Source organism: Paenibacillus sp. BAC0078 (genome assembly GCF_054483875.1).
This window is the reverse complement of sequence record NZ_JBTLRW010000024.1, coordinates 63,136-78,194: the sequence shown is the minus strand read 5'-3', so window position 1 is coordinate 78,194 and position 15,059 is coordinate 63,136. Positions and strand designations below refer to the sequence as shown.

Below are 15,059 nucleotides of genomic sequence, written 5' to 3'. Positions count from 1 at the left end.
GTTTGGTGGCGATAGCGGAGGGGTTCCACGCGTACCCATCCCGAACACGACCGTTAAGCCCTCCAGCGCCGATGGTACTTGGACCGAAGGGTCCTGGGAGAGTAGGACGCCGCCAAGCAATATATGACCACTGTTGAGTCATCGACAGTGGCTTTTTTGCGTTGTGCAGGGTTGTGGAAAACTTGTGGATAATTTTCAGCAAGTGCAGAAAACTTACGCACATGTGGACACGATTATCGAAAACATTCTATCCACTGTTACACTTTTGGCTTGGATTGAATACATATTTATGTGGATACGTCAAGAGAATCTCGAAGAAATACACGGTTTTTGTGGATAAAAAGTGGATATTGTGGATAATGTAGTGGAAATCGTGGATAACTATTTTTTACGTAAAATAATCATTCTTATATTTGGAGGTAGTACACAGAAGCTGTGGATAACTTTGAGCGCATCTTATTTTTCAATTGATTAGCGTACGAGCCTTGGGCTTGATATACTCACATTATGCACTACTATTAACGTAGATGAGGTGAGCGAAAATTGGAGATCAGACAATTACGGTCCGAGGAATTTGAAGCCAGCTTAAGCCTGTCGGAGTATGCCTTTCAATACAAGGTTAGCGGTGAAGCCAGGGCTGAGGCCCGGATGAAGTTTAAGCCAGAGAGAGTATGGGGGATTTTCGAAGACGGAGCTTTAGGCGCTCAGCTGACGCTGCTCCCGCTTCAGGTGTACATACAAGGAAGAGCTGTACCTATGGGGGGCATCGCCGGTGTGGCAACATGGCCAGAGAACCGCAGACAGGGGCTGGTCGCCAAGCTTTTGAGACATACGCTGCAAACGATGAATGAAGCAGGACAGACGTTGTCTTTTTTACATCCCTTTCTGATTCCCTTTTACCGGAAATTCGGTTGGGAGGTTTACTGTGAGTATAAGAAGTATTCTATTCCCGTAGCCATGTTTCCGCGGAAGACGGAGATTCAGGGGAGCATAAAGCGTGATGTGGCGGAGCTTGAAATCCTGGAGCAACTGTATAGCCGTTTTGCCGCCGAATATAATGGAACCTTGCAGCGTGATAGGGACTGGTGGAAACGGAGTGTACTGGATGAAGACACGCACCACTGCGTCTTTTATTCGGAGCTGGGGGAACCGGAAGGATATGTCCTCTATAAAATAGAGAAAAAAGAGCTGGTCATCGATGAATTCATATACTTAAATGAAAAAGCACGCCAAGGCTTGTGGACATTTCTTGCCAATCATGATTCGATGGTAACAGGAGCTTCGCTGAAGCTGGTGCCGTCCGATGATATTCTGCCCTATTTGCTGCCGAACCCGCGGATTCAACAAGAGAATTATCCTTATTTTATGGCACGGATTGTGAATGCCGAGGCGTTTGTGAGCAATTTTACCTTTAGTGGCCAAAATAGCATTCAACAGCGTACGTTGTATATCGAAGACGAGCATGCCCCGTGGAATGATGGATTGTGGCAATGGAGTGTAACAGAACAAGGTGAAGCAACGTTAAGCCGTGTAGCAGGAGGTAAGGATACGGCTGATCTAAGCTGTACTATCGGTACACTTACGGTGCTGCTGCTTGGATATAAACGACCATTAGAGCTGGCCCGCTACGGACAATTAACCGGGAATGCTGAGGCAGTGCAGTGGCTGGAGGATATTGTTCCACAATCGAAGACGGCTCTGTTTGATTTTTTCTGATACGAAGCTTAAGGCTCCCTCTCTTCAAAAAAAGAAGCTGGGGAGCTTTTTCCATATATAAATGATGTCCCTAAAAACGTATAGGCGGAATACAATGGGACCAAAAAGTAAAAAATAAAAGTAACCCCTTGGAATTCACTGAGAATGTGTTATAATATGAAAAAAGTCAAAGAAAGTCAAAGTCAACGCAAAAGGTACTACAAGCATTGAACACTGGAGGATGAGTGATGCGTAATATCTCTGATATTATCGAACAATATCTGAAGAATATTTTGCATGAAAGTCCCGAAGGTACGGTGGAAATTCAGCGCAATGACCTGGCGGACCAGTTCTCATGCGTACCGTCTCAGATCAATTACGTCATTAGTACACGCTTTACTTTGGAAAAGGGCTATGTTGTGGAGAGCAAACGCGGAGGCGGAGGCTATATTCGGATTCAGCGTTTTGAGCTGCCCCAGAATGTGGCACTGTATGCCCATCTCAACTCTACAATCGGAAAAGATATTGATCAAAATTCCGCCGAAGGGCTGATCTATCAGCTTGAGGAGGCCGGTTTTCTAACCAAGCGTGAAGCGTGCCTCATGCGTTCCGCTGTTTCCCGGGAATGCCTGACGGTTAATCTGCCGTACCGGGATGAGATTCGTGCCAAGCTGATGAAGGCTATGCTTATCTCTTTGTTAGGCAAATAATGCTCAATCTAAGGGAGGGACACCGCTTATGCTGTGCCAGGAATGCGGGGTCAAACCGGCGACGCTCCATTTCACGAAGATTGTGAACGGGGAGAAGACGGAGTTTCATATTTGTGAAAGCTGCGCTCGGGAGAAAGGGGAGCTTATTCCGGGAACAGCAGGTGGCTTCTCCATTCACAGCTTGCTGTCAGGCTTACTGGATCTTGAAGGAGCAGGCAAGGAGAAAACCGCAGCGGCCCAGACTGTACAGGGTCTGCATTGTGAGAATTGCGGGATGACGTATTCCCAGTTCAGCAAGCTTGGGCGTTTTGGCTGCAGCTCTTGTTATAAATATTTTGACAGCACGCTTGATCCGCTATTCAGACGGGTACATGGCAGCACTGCTCATGTAGGCAAGCTTCCGAAACGGGCAGGAGCCCAGATCATGTGCAAGCGGCAGATTGAAGAACTGAAGCAGGAGCTTCAGCAGAGCATCATGCAGGAGGAGTTCGAAACTGCAGCCGAGCTGAGGGATCAGATCCGCAGGCTTGAAAAAGAAATGCCGCAAGAGTAAAGTCTTTGATATATAGGGGGGATACGACATGTCAAATCTCCGGTTTACCGAACAAGCGCTTAGTGACTGGATGCGCTGCGGAGGCAGCCATTCCGAGATAGTGATCAGCAGCCGTATGCGTATCGCCCGTAATCTGGAGCATCTTCCCTTCCCGTTGCTGGCCTCGGCAGAGCAGTCGGAGGAAGTGCTGGAGCAGCTAGCTCCTGTATTTCAGGGGGAAGCTAGTGCAGATTTCGGAACCTTTCAACTGCTGAAGCTGGATGAGCTGGATGAGCTGGATAAAAAAGTGCTGGTGGAAAAGCATCTTATCAGCCCTAACCTGGCCAATGACTCACGGGGCGGCGCGGTTATCCTGAATGAGGACGAGTCGGTCAGCATTATGATCAACGAGGAAGACCATCTGCGCATTCAATGCCTGTTCCCCGGTCTGCAGGTTAGAGAGGCTTGGCTGAGGGCGACAGCGATTGATGATATTTTTGAAGGCTCTGTCAATTATGCCTTTGATGATCGCAGAGGGTATTTGACCAGTTGTCCCACTAATGTAGGCACAGGGCTTCGCGCATCGGTGATGGTGCATTTGCCAGCGCTTGTAATGACTCAGCAGATCAATCGGATTTTATCCGCTGTTAATCAGGTGGGGCTTACGGTTAGAGGAATTTACGGTGAAGGCAGCGAAGCAGTAGGGAACATCTTTCAGATTTCCAACCAAATCACCCTCGGCCAGACTGAAAATGAGATTATTGAGAATCTTCACAGTGTCGTCACCCAGATTATTGAGCATGAGCGTAATGCGCGCGAACGTCTGCTCGCAGAGTCCGCACTGCGGATTACCGATAGAGTTAAACGTTCCTACGGCATTTTGTCTTATGCAGCGGTGATGGAGCTGAAGGAGTCCGCACAGCGGCTCTCCGATGTAAGGCTTGGAGTGGATCTTGGGATTCTGGAAGGGCCTTCGATTTCAGTGCTCAATGAGCTTAACGTTAAGACACAGCCGGGATTTTTGCAAAAAATGTTCGGCGATGAGCTGACTGCAACCGAGAGAGATATGTACCGGGCGAAGCTGCTTCGTGAGACACTGGGATCACAACATTAATTTATAGATATTTATTATTCGTGGAGGTGCAGGAGATATGATGTTTGGAAGATTTACGGAGCGCGCACAAAAAGTGCTTGCGCTGGCGCAGGAAGAAGCCGTTCGTTTGGGACACAATAATATTGGGACAGAACATATTTTACTCGGACTGATTCGTGAAGGAGACGGCATAGCCGCTAAGGCATTGGTTGGTCTCGGTCTGGGTCTTGAGAAAATTCAGGATGAAGTGGAGACGCTGATTGGCCGTGGACAAGAGCAGCCGACAAACATCGCGTATACTCCTCGCGCCAAAAAGGTTATTGAGCTGTCGATGGATGAAGCCCGCAAGCTGGGTCATACGTATGTCGGCACTGAGCATATCCTGCTCGGACTGATCCGTGAAGGTGAAGGCGTAGCTGCCCGTGTACTGAACAATCTGGGAATCAGCTTGAACAAAGCCCGCCAGCAGGTGCTGCAGCTTCTGGGCAGCAGTGAGGCTACTTCCAGCCACAGCGGTGCTCCAGCCAATGTCAGCACTCCAACGCTGGATGGCCTGGCCCGCGATTTGACCGCTTACGCCAAAGACGGCAATCTTGATCCGGTCATTGGCCGCAGCAAGGAAATTGAGCGCGTGATTCAAGTGCTCAGCCGCCGGACTAAAAACAATCCGGTGCTGATTGGTGAACCTGGGGTAGGTAAAACAGCGATTGCCGAAGGCTTGGCTCAAAAGATCATCAACAATGAAATTCCCGAAACCCTGCGCGACAAACGCGTAATGACCCTGGATATGGGCTCTGTGGTTGCCGGTACGAAATATCGCGGTGAGTTCGAAGACCGCCTCAAAAAAATTATGGATGAGATTCGTCAAGCAGGCAACATCGTGCTCTTCATTGATGAGCTGCATACCCTGATTGGTGCAGGCGGAGCAGAAGGCGCGATTGATGCTTCCAACATCCTGAAGCCTGCCCTGGCCCGTGGAGAGCTGCAGTGCATCGGTGCTACCACCCTGGACGAATACCGCAAATATATTGAGAAGGATGCAGCGCTGGAACGCCGCTTCCAGCCGATTACGGTAGACCAGCCTTCTCCGGAAGAAGCTGTACAAATTCTCTACGGTCTTCGTGACCGTTATGAAGCCCACCACCGGGTGAAGATTACGGATGAAGCTATCGTTGAAGCTGTTAAGCTGTCCGACCGCTACATTTCTGACCGGTTCCTGCCGGATAAGGCGATTGACCTGATTGATGAAGCGGGATCCAAGGTAAGGCTCAACTCTTACACGATACCGCCAAATCTGAAGGAACTGGAAATGCGCCTTGATGATATCCGCAAGGAGAAGGATTCCGCTGTACAGAGCCAAGAGTTCGAAAAGGCTGCTGCGCTGCGCGATACGGAGCAGAAAATCCGTGAGGAACTGGATACCACAAAAAATCAATGGAAAGAAAAACAAGGCCGTACCGATTCTCAGGTTACACCGGAGGATATCGCTCAGGTGGTTGCCAGCTGGACGGGAATTCCGGTTAACAAGCTGAAGGAAGAAGAAACCGATCGCCTGCTCAAGATGGAAGATCTGCTCCATGAACGTGTAATTGGACAGGACGAAGCCGTAAAGGCGGTCAGCCGGGCACTTCGCCGGGCGCGTGCAGGTCTTAAAGACCCTAAACGTCCAATGGGCTCGTTCATCTTCCTCGGACCAACCGGGGTTGGTAAAACCGAGCTGGCGCGGGCACTCGCCGAAGCAATGTTCGGTGACGAAAATGCGGTTATCCGTATTGATATGTCCGAGTACATGGAGAAGCATTCCACCTCTCGTCTGGTCGGAGCTCCTCCGGGGTATGTTGGCTACGAAGAAGGCGGCCAATTGACCGAGAAGGTTCGCCGCAAGCCATATTCCGTTGTACTGCTGGATGAAATCGAGAAGGCCCATCCGGAAGTATTCAATATTCTGCTGCAGGTGCTGGAAGACGGCCGTTTGACCGACTCCAAAGGCCGTGTAGTTGACTTCCGCAACACTCTGATCATTCTGACCTCCAACGTTGGGGCACAGGCGATCAAGAAGAATTCGACGCTTGGTTTCACGGCTGTACAGGATGCCGGAGCGGATTACAACAACATGAAGGGCAAAGTGATGGAAGAGCTGAAGAAGAGCTTCCGTCCAGAGTTCCTGAACCGTATTGACGAAATTATCGTCTTCCACTCCCTGGAAGAGAAGCATATCGCCGAAATCGTCACACTGATGTCCGAGGAATTGCGCAAGCGGCTGCGTGAATATGATGTGGACTTTATGCTCACTGATGGGGCTAAAGCCTTCCTCGCCAAAGAAGGCTATGATCCTGCTTTCGGTGCGCGTCCTTTGCGCCGGGCGATTCAAAAGCATATCGAAGACCGTCTCTCTGAGGAACTGCTGAAGGGCAACATCAAGAAGGGTGATTCCCTGAAGATTGATGAAGTCGGCGGTGAGCTTGTGGTAACTACCGTGGAACCGCCGGTTGGCGTTGCTTTGGAAAAAGAGGTTGGAACCGAATAAGACGATTTTGAGCACTAAGCAATTGAAACAAAGCTCCCGTTCCCCCGTATAGAGGGGCGGGAGCTTTGTTTGGTTTAGGGGTTATTTTGGCGATCGGCGCACAGAGGTTTAAACTGGCTCTGTTTCAGGCGGGTTAAGGAGGCAGGCCAAAAGTAGATCTTAAGTGACCTTCCGTTAAGTGTGCAGAAATGGTAAACTTTGAATAAGAGAAAATTACCCACAATTTTAGCAAGTTCGGACGGTAAGGAGAACACATGGCCAAACCAAAAACAAAATTTTTCTGCACCGAGTGCGGCTACGAATCGCCGAAGTGGTTCGGCAAATGTCCGGGCTGCCAGGAATGGAATTCCATGGTGGAAGAGACGGAAAGCGTAGTCAAAACACAAGGAATGAACGCACCGATTTTTCAGAGTAAAGAAAAGCCGCAATCAATCATAAATATAGAAAGTGACAAAGAGCCGCGTATCCTGACAGGCATCGGTGAGCTTAACCGTGTGCTTGGCGGGGGGATCGTGCCAGGATCACTTGTGCTTGTAGGAGGCGATCCCGGCATCGGTAAATCGACGCTGCTGCTGCAGACCTCGCACGCGCTGACAACACAGGGATTGCGTGTACTTTATATTTCAGGAGAAGAATCGGTCCGGCAGACCAAACTTCGCGCTGATCGCCTAGGGGCGTTGTCGGCGGAGCTGTATGTATTGTGCGAGACCAATATGGAGAGCATTGAGGAAGCAATTGAGCAAATCCAGCCCCAGTTTCTTGTCATCGACTCGATCCAGACGGTGTTTATGCCGGAGGTAACCAGTGCTCCCGGGAGCGTGACGCAGGTTCGTGAATGTACGACAAGATTCATGCGAATTGCCAAAATTCGCGGAATCGCCACGGTGCTCGTAGGGCATGTCACCAAGGAAGGCGCGATTGCCGGCCCCCGCATGCTGGAGCATATGGTGGATTGCGTGCTTTATTTTGAAGGGGAGCGGCATCATACGTACCGCCTGCTGCGGGCGGTGAAGAACCGCTTTGGTTCAACCAACGAGATCGGGATTTTCGAGATGGGAGAGATTGGGCTTGCCGAGGTGGAGAACCCTTCCGAGCTCTTCTTGTCGGAGCGTCCGCTTGGAGTAGCAGGCTCGGCGGTTGTAGGCAGCATGGAAGGAACAAGACCGGTGCTTGTGGAGCTCCAGGCGCTGGTGGCCGCTACCCACTTCCCTTCGCCACGGCGAATGTGCACGGGGATGGATCATCAACGGATGGCGTTGATTATCGCGGTACTGGAGAAGCGGATGGGCATGTTTTTGCAGAATCAGGATGCATACCTCAATGTTGCCGGTGGGGTGAAGCTGGATGAGCCGGCCATTGATTTGGCGGTTGCGGTCAGCATTGCCTCCAGCTTCCGCGATATTTCGACGAAGCCCTATGATGTCTTTTTCGGTGAAGTTGGACTTACGGGAGAAGTAAGGGGCGTTTCGCGTGCGGAGACACGCGTCAAGGAGGCTGCCAAACTTGGCTTCCGCAGGGTAATTATGCCCGAGAAGAGCATGAAGGGCTGGAAGCACCCGCAGGATATCCAGATTATTGGCGTCAGCACCGTAGCAGATGCACTAAAGGTCGCGTTAGATTAGGGGGCACAGGATATGAAGGAATTAGAAAATATGAACGATCTGCTCAGAATGGCGGCACCGGGAACACCTTTCCGGGAAGGTCTGGAGAATGTGCTGCGGGCGAAGACAGGAGCGCTCATTGTTGTCGGATACAGCCCTGAAGTGATGGAGGTTGTCGACGGCGGATTTTCCATTAACTGCGATTTTTCGCCCAATTATTTATATGAGCTGGCAAAAATGGACGGCGCGATTATTTTAAGCGAGGATTTGAAACGGATTCTCTATGCGAACACGCAGCTCATTCCCGATTCCTCTATCTCGTCAATTGAGACAGGCATCCGTCACCGTACAGCAGAGCGTGTCGCCAAACAAACCGGCAAACTGGTCGTTTCCATTTCCCAGCGGCGCAACATAATTACCCTGTATCAAGGCACTATCCGGTATGCGCTGAAGGAGATCGGGGCGATTCTGGCCAAGGCCAATCAGGCGATTCAAACGCTGGAGAAGTACAGAGCAGTGCTCACCCAAAGCTTAACCAATTTGTCCGCTTCTGAATATGAGGGAATTGTGACAATGGCTGAAGTTGTTGGAGTCATCCAGCGTGTGGAGATGGTGCTGCGGATCAAGATGGAAATTAAACGCTACATCAATGAGCTGGGCAATGAAGGACGCTTAATCAGCATGCAAATGGAAGAACTGGTCGGAAATACAGAGGAAGAAGCATGGCTTTTGTACAGAGACTATGCAAGAGAGGAGCAGGAGGACAAAATCCGTGATATTATCGCCGGACTCAAACGTACCAGCGATGATGATCTGATGGACGACAACCATATTGCCCGACTGCTCGGATATTCCTCCACAGCGATTTCTTCCGAGGAGGTGGTGACTCCGCGCGGCTACCGCCTGCTTAACAAGATTCCGCGACTGCCGAATGTGATCATACACAATCTGGTGGAACGGTTTGAAGTGCTGCCTAATCTTATGACGGCAAGTATTGCGGAATTGGATGAGGTGGACGGGATTGGTGAAGTGCGTGCCCGCAATATTCAGGATGGTCTCAAACGTCTGCAGAAGCAAGTTCTTATTGACAGACAAATGTAAATAACATACAATCACGTAATATTGGAACGTTAGTGCTTCAAAGTAAGAAAATAGAGGTGAAGAAATGATACAAAAATCAATTCCGAGTCTGTTTACCATCGGTAACTTGATGCTTGGAATGTTTGGTATCATGATGGCGTTTGACGGCAAGCTGAGCATGGCCGCTATCATGGTGATTATCGCTATGCTGTTAGATGGGCTGGATGGTCGTGTTGCGCGAGCGCTGAAATGTGAAAGCGAATTTGGCAAAGAGCTGGACTCATTATCTGATGTTGTTTCCTTTGGAGTTGCACCGGCGCTTATCATGTATATTACAAGCCTGCAGGAATTGAATTCTGCATTAGGCTGGACCGTTGCGGCGATTTTTCCGGTATTCGGTGCACTTCGCCTGGCCCGCTTTAATGTTCGTCCGGGGATTCCGGGCTATTTCGTGGGACTGCCTATTCCGGCTGCGGGTGGAGTACTTGCTACATTAGCGCTTTTTCATAAAGATGTATCGGCTCCGTTTATGATTATAGCTACGCTGTTGTTGTCTTATCTCATGGTCAGCACAGTTAAATATCCGAATTTTAAAAAAGTTGGACTGCCCAAAAAGGCAATTGTAGGTGCGCCGGCAGTCATTGTCTTGGCCGTCGCAGTTGCAGTGATTTTCCCTGAGCAGATCGGCAAGGTTATCTTTGTTCTGCTCGCGTTATATGCCTTATACGGCTTCAAGCAAAATATTGACCGGTTGACAGCACGCCGTCACCGCCGCCGCAGACCACGTTCGGAAGACAAAATTTATCATTCCAAGAACGGCTAATTTACAGCACAAAAAGGCTTTGCCTCCCTGAACTCAGTGGACGGCAAAGCCTTTTTGCGGTTAAGCGGATGAAGGAGAGCGCGGCAGTTCTGGTCAGGAGAAATTAAACAATCCGAGTGTAGCGCACTTCTGCGATTCCTTTTTCACAACCTCGTCCATATTAATGCCAAGCAGGTTGCACAGCGCTGACATATAGAACAGCTCACGGCCCAGCTCTGAGGCAACTACCTCACGGCAATTCTCGCACAGCTCGCCTTCGAGATGAGTTCCCGCGAGTTCTTTGGCTTGCTCAAGCCCTAAAGCAGGCTCGAACACCTGCTTCTTGGCATGCAGCTGAATACAACCGCATTCTGTAATGGCTTTGACAACTGCTCGATTAACGGAAGCGCTGCTCTGCCCGTTCTTGGACATTACATCCAGAAGACTGCGGTGACGGAGCAATAGTTCGGAGACTTGATCCTGGAAGGCCTGTAAACTTGGTGCGCTCATTTTCCATTCACCCCTGGGTTCATAATTGAGTTCATTATATGTCAGGCCCTCCCTTATTTTCAACTAAGAACAGAAGTTTCCGTGGCCCCAGCACAACCGATAATGTACAGCTTAAGAAAAAATAACGGTCTTCCGGATTATCGTCCAAAAAATTGGAACATACTGGTGAGGTATAGATCATTTTGGATGAATAAAAGGAGGTGCCTGAGGTTATGTGGAAAAAAGTGATTTTAACGCTTGCCGCGTTATGCGGGGCTTGGTCCGGTTATACGCTATACCATGCGGCAGAGAGAGGATTCCCGGCAGGAATGGAAAAACTGGGGGAAAGCCTGCCTGTGCAAGGAAGTATTTTATTTGCGGTGCTGGGTGCCATCATTTTTTTGTTTGCGGGGACTTTATGCGCGGAGTGGGGAGGCTCAAAACTGCGGGAGGCGGTGCTGTACTGTTCGCGCATACCGATGAACGAATTGGCTGCAGGCGTCGCAGGGCTCACGGGAGGGCTTCTGTTGTCACTGCTGCTGTATCCGGCCATGGCTTGGCTTGGGAAGGCGGGAGAGCTGCTGCAGGTGGCAGTTACGATGACTCTTGGCTATATGGGGCTGCGGATCGGACTGGAAAAGAAAGAAGAGCTGGCTCTGCTGTGGACCACCGGACGCTGGGGACAGGCGGCTGAACCGGAGGGACGAGGCCTGGAGGAGCATAAAATCCTCGATACGAGCGTCATTATCGACGGACGGATTGCCGATATTTGCAAAACGGGATTTATCGAAGGGACGATTGTCATTCCGGAATTCGTTCTGGAAGAGCTCCAGCATATTGCCGATTCTTCGGATCTGCTGAAACGCAACCGCGGGCGGCGCGGGCTCGATATTCTCAACAAAATTCAAAAAGAGCTTGATGTGAAGGTGCTGATCTACGAAGGCGATTTCGAAGAAATTTCCGAGGTGGACAGCAAGCTGGTCAAGCTGGCTAAGGTGCTGCGCGGCAAGGTAGTGACCAATGATTTTAACCTCAACAAGGTGTGTGAGCTTCAAGGGGTGTCGGTGCTGAATATCAATGACCTCGCTAATGCGGTGAAGCCGGTTGTGCTGCCTGGCGAAGAAATTATTGTACAGGTCATTAAGGATGGCAAGGAGCATGGACAAGGTGTGGCTTATCTCGATGATGGAACAATGATCGTGGTGGAAGGCGGCCGCGAATATATTGGCACTACCATGGAGGTACTGGTGACCAGTGTGCTTCAGACTTCGGCCGGACGGATGATCTTTGCCAAACCGAAGCTGATGGAAAAGGCGCAATAATCGGATTCGAGGCTCTGAAGCTGTCCAAATGGGTTGGAAATGGCCGCCAAACACGTTATGATGGGGATATACGTGAGGACAGGAGAAGACAGAATGCCAAACAGTGTGGGCGTCGTGATCGTGGCGGCGGGCAGAGGGACAAGAATGGGGACTGAGGAGAGCAAGCAGTATTTGCTCCTGCAGGGCAAGCCAATAATCGTTCATACCCTTGAGGTATTTCAGCGGCATCCGCTTATTTCTGAAATCGTACTCGTTACAGGAGAAGAGGATGTGGAACGCTGTCAGGAGTGGATTAAGACCTACAACTTCGGCAAAGTTGCCGCTGTAGTAGCCGGAGGTTCCGAGCGTCAGCATTCCGTCTACCGGGGGCTGGGGAGCCTTGGGACAACCTGGGTAATGGTGCATGACGGTGTCCGTCCGTTTGTGCAGGAGAAGGAGATTACAGCCTGCTACGAGCGTGCCCGGGAGATTGGTGCATCGGTGCTCGCTGTACCGGTAAAAGATACGATCAAGCAGGTGAACACAGAAGGCAAGGTGCTGTCCACGCCTGATCGGCGAAGTCTGTGGGCGATTCAGACCCCGCAGACTTTTCGTCTTTCCGAATTGCTGACCGCCTACGAGGAGGCGGAGCGTGACGGGTTTCTCGGCACCGATGATTCAAGCCTGGCAGAGCGCAGCGGCATTCCGGTTGCTGTAGTGGAGGGAAGCTACGGAAATATTAAGATTACTACGCCGGAAGATCTCGATTTTGCTGAATTTACACAAAGACACAGGGGAGAGGTACAAACATGATTGCTGTAGGACAAGGGTTTGATGTACACCAGCTGGTGGAAGGAAGGCCATGCATTATTGGCGGAGTTACCATTCCTTATGAAAAAGGCTTGCTCGGGCATTCTGATGCCGATGTGCTGCTGCACGCAGTGAGCGATGCTATTCTTGGAGCGCTGGGACTTGGAGATATCGGCAGACATTTTCCCGATACCGACCCGGCTTTTAAGGATGCGGACAGCCTGAAGCTGCTGGAGCATGTGTGGGCGCTGGCCCGCGAGCGCGGCTATAGGCTGGGAAATATTGATTCTACCATCATTGCCCAGAAGCCGAAGATGGCGCCGTATATCCCGCAAATGACCGAGATTATTGCCAAGGCGCTGGGTGCCGAGACATCAAGAGTGAATGTCAAAGCAACCACTACCGAACAGCTAGGCTTTACTGGACGCGGTGAAGGAATTGCGGCACAATCTATTGTCTGTCTGCTCCAAGATGTGATATCATCTTGAGATGGCTGTATGCAGCCTAATATTAACCATTATGAAGCGGAGGGAATGACATGGCGGATCAAGTCCGGGTGCGTTACGCACCAAGCCCTACGGGACATTTACATATCGGAAATGCCAGAACGGCGTTGTTTAACTATTTGTTTGCCCGTAATCTGGGAGGCAAATTCATTATCCGGATCGAAGATACGGATGTGAAGCGCAATATCGCCGAAGGCGAAGAAAGCCAGCTTAAGTATTTGAAATGGCTGGGAATGGATTGGGACGAAAGCGTCGATGTCGGCGGAGAATACGGGCCTTACCGTCAGACAGAGCGTCTCGATCTGTACCGTGTGCATTGGCAGGATCTATTGGACCGCGGCCTTGCATATCGCTGCTATTGCACCGAAGAGGAGCTCGAAGCGGAACGTGAAGAACAGACGGCCCGGGGCGAAACTCCGCGTTATTCAGGCAAGCACCGTAATTTGACTGAAGAGCAGCGTCTTGCCTATGAAGCGGAAGGACGCGTAGCCAGCATCCGTTTCCGGGTGCCGGAGGACCGCACTTATACCTTTGATGATATCGTAAAAGGCAGCATTTCTTTTAATTCCAAAGAAATGGGCGATTTTGTAATTGTGAAGAAGGATGGAATACCAACCTATAACTTTGCCGTAGCCGTGGATGACCATCTGATGGATATCTCTCATGTGCTGCGCGGAGAAGATCATATTTCCAACACGCCGCGCCAGTTGATGATCTATGAGGCCCTTGGCTGGGAAGCGCCGCTGTTTGGTCATATGACCCTGATTGTCGGTGATGATCACAAGAAGCTGAGCAAACGGAATGAATCTATCATTCAGTTCATTGAGCAATATGATCAACTGGGCTATCTGCCGGAAGCGCTGTTCAACTTCATTGCACTGCTTGGCTGGTCGCCGGAAGGTGAAGAGGAGATTTTCAGCAAAGAAGGGCTGATCTCGATCTTCAACGCGAACCGTCTCTCCAAGAGCCCGGCGGTTTTCGATACGAACAAGCTGGCTCATTTGAATAATCACTATATCAAGCATGCCGATCCAAAGCGGATCGCCGCGCTCGCCATTCCTCATTTGCAAAAAGCGGGAAGATTGCCGGAGACGCTTAACGAAGAACAGCAGGCCTGGGCGGAAAGCCTGGTTGCACTGTACCAGGAGCAGATGACTTCTGCTTCGAATATTGTGGAGCTATCCGAACTGTTTTTCCGCAGCCATGTGGAGCTTGAGTCGGAAGAAGCCGCTCAGATTCTTGCTGAGAGCCAGGTGTCTGAGGTTCTGTCCGCTTTTCTTGCCAAAGTAGAGGCGACGGATGATTTCACACCGGCAAATATGGCCGTCTTGATCAAAGAAGTGCAGAAAGAGACAGGACATAAGGGCAAAGCGCTGTTTATGCCGATTCGTGTCGCTTTGACCGGACAAACACATGGCCGTGATTTGAATGCAACGATTGTGCTGCTCGGCCGGGGCCAGGTCATTGAACGCCTGAAATCGCAAATTAAAGAGGCTTAGAACGGGATAACCGGATGCGGAGCCCCTTGTCAGGCCTTAGTCTTTTCGCTAAGATAGAAGAATATGATAATAGCTGGGATCAGGAAAAGTACGCGTATAAGGACAATTGCCAGAGAGAATAACCGCTAAGGGATATTTCCTTACAGGCTGGGAGTTATTCATTTGTCCGCCGCTGAACATGCGCCTGTGAGCTGCACGGTTGAGCATTTCTGCCTGGAATGTTAGACCGTGCCGGGAACGTTGCCGTTACAGACGCCAAGAGGGATGAAGCATTTACTGGCCAGGCATCATGAAGACAGTGAATTTGCAAAAGTCCAAGCAGAGTGGAACCGCGGTTATACGTCTCTGCAGCTTTATGCTGCAGGGGCGTTTTTTGTTGAAATTTCGGGGCGCAGTGTTCATTTCAAACCAAGG

Annotated in this window: 13 protein-coding genes and 1 rRNA gene; 13 read left to right on the top strand and 1 reads right to left on the bottom strand. The window is 50.4% G+C overall.

Annotated elements, in window-relative coordinates; translation table 11 throughout:
• Nucleotide 1: 1 nt before the first annotated feature.
• The 9 genes from rrf (at nucleotide 2) to pssA (ending at nucleotide 10,061) form a co-directional block, all read left to right on the top strand.
• Nucleotides 2–118: ribosomal RNA gene (gene rrf, locus ACX1DY_RS28090) — 5S ribosomal RNA — on the top strand.
• A gap of 425 nt (nucleotides 119–543) precedes the next feature.
• Entirely contained in the window at nucleotides 544–1,716 is a 1,173-nt protein-coding gene (locus ACX1DY_RS28085; protein WP_458967425.1) for a GNAT family N-acetyltransferase, read from the top strand.
• 227 nt (nucleotides 1,717–1,943) lie between these two features.
• Complete coding sequence (locus ACX1DY_RS28080; RefSeq protein ID WP_458967424.1) at nucleotides 1,944–2,405, top strand: CtsR family transcriptional regulator; 462 nt, start codon at nucleotides 1,944–1,946, stop codon at nucleotides 2,403–2,405.
• 28 nt (nucleotides 2,406–2,433) lie between these two features.
• A complete protein-coding gene (locus tag ACX1DY_RS28075; protein ID WP_458967423.1) occupies nucleotides 2,434–2,958 on the top strand; it encodes a UvrB/UvrC motif-containing protein in 525 nt (174 codons plus the stop codon).
• Between the two features lie 28 nt (nucleotides 2,959–2,986).
• Nucleotides 2,987–4,051, top strand: a complete 1,065-nt coding sequence (locus ACX1DY_RS28070) for a protein arginine kinase (RefSeq protein WP_458967422.1) — start codon at nucleotides 2,987–2,989, stop codon at nucleotides 4,049–4,051.
• A gap of 37 nt (nucleotides 4,052–4,088) precedes the next feature.
• Nucleotides 4,089–6,557 (top strand): ATP-dependent protease ATP-binding subunit ClpC, encoded by a 2,469-nt coding sequence (gene clpC, locus ACX1DY_RS28065; RefSeq protein ID WP_458967421.1) that lies wholly within the window; start codon nucleotides 4,089–4,091, stop codon nucleotides 6,555–6,557.
• Between the two features lie 254 nt (nucleotides 6,558–6,811).
• The gene (gene radA, locus ACX1DY_RS28060) at nucleotides 6,812–8,179 is read left to right on the top strand and encodes a DNA repair protein RadA (RefSeq protein ID WP_458967420.1); all 1,368 of its coding nucleotides are present in this window, start codon (nucleotides 6,812–6,814) and stop codon (nucleotides 8,177–8,179) included.
• A gap of 12 nt (nucleotides 8,180–8,191) precedes the next feature.
• Nucleotides 8,192–9,259, top strand: a complete 1,068-nt coding sequence (gene disA / locus ACX1DY_RS28055) for a DNA integrity scanning diadenylate cyclase DisA (RefSeq protein WP_458967419.1) — start codon at nucleotides 8,192–8,194, stop codon at nucleotides 9,257–9,259.
• Nucleotides 9,260–9,323: 64 nt separating this feature from the next.
• Nucleotides 9,324–10,061, top strand: coding sequence for a CDP-diacylglycerol--serine O-phosphatidyltransferase (pssA, locus tag ACX1DY_RS28050; protein ID WP_458967418.1), 738 nt, complete (start codon nucleotides 9,324–9,326; stop codon nucleotides 10,059–10,061).
• 93 nt (nucleotides 10,062–10,154) lie between these two features.
• On the opposite strand, the gene ACX1DY_RS28045 is transcribed toward pssA, so the two are convergent.
• Nucleotides 10,155–10,550 (bottom strand): nucleoside triphosphate pyrophosphohydrolase family protein, encoded by a 396-nt coding sequence (locus ACX1DY_RS28045; protein WP_019908192.1) that lies wholly within the window; start codon nucleotides 10,548–10,550, stop codon nucleotides 10,155–10,157.
• A gap of 212 nt (nucleotides 10,551–10,762) precedes the next feature.
• On the opposite strand from ACX1DY_RS28045, the gene ACX1DY_RS28040 reads away from it, so the two are divergent.
• The 4 genes from ACX1DY_RS28040 to gltX all read left to right on the top strand — a co-directional run bounded on the left by ACX1DY_RS28040 (nucleotide 10,763) and on the right by gltX (nucleotide 14,645).
• Nucleotides 10,763–11,851, top strand: a complete 1,089-nt coding sequence (locus tag ACX1DY_RS28040) for a PIN domain-containing protein (protein WP_458967417.1) — start codon at nucleotides 10,763–10,765, stop codon at nucleotides 11,849–11,851.
• Between the two features lie 93 nt (nucleotides 11,852–11,944).
• Complete coding sequence (gene ispD, locus ACX1DY_RS28035; RefSeq protein ID WP_458967416.1) at nucleotides 11,945–12,643, top strand: 2-C-methyl-D-erythritol 4-phosphate cytidylyltransferase; 699 nt, start codon at nucleotides 11,945–11,947, stop codon at nucleotides 12,641–12,643.
• Entirely contained in the window at nucleotides 12,640–13,128 is a 489-nt protein-coding gene (gene ispF, locus ACX1DY_RS28030) for a 2-C-methyl-D-erythritol 2,4-cyclodiphosphate synthase (RefSeq protein ID WP_458967415.1), read from the top strand. Before ispD ends, ispF begins: the two co-directional genes overlap by 4 nt.
• 50 nt (nucleotides 13,129–13,178) lie before the next feature.
• Complete coding sequence (gene gltX / locus ACX1DY_RS28025; RefSeq protein WP_458967414.1) at nucleotides 13,179–14,645, top strand: glutamate--tRNA ligase; 1,467 nt, start codon at nucleotides 13,179–13,181, stop codon at nucleotides 14,643–14,645.
• The last annotated feature ends 414 nt before the right edge of the window (nucleotides 14,646–15,059 follow it).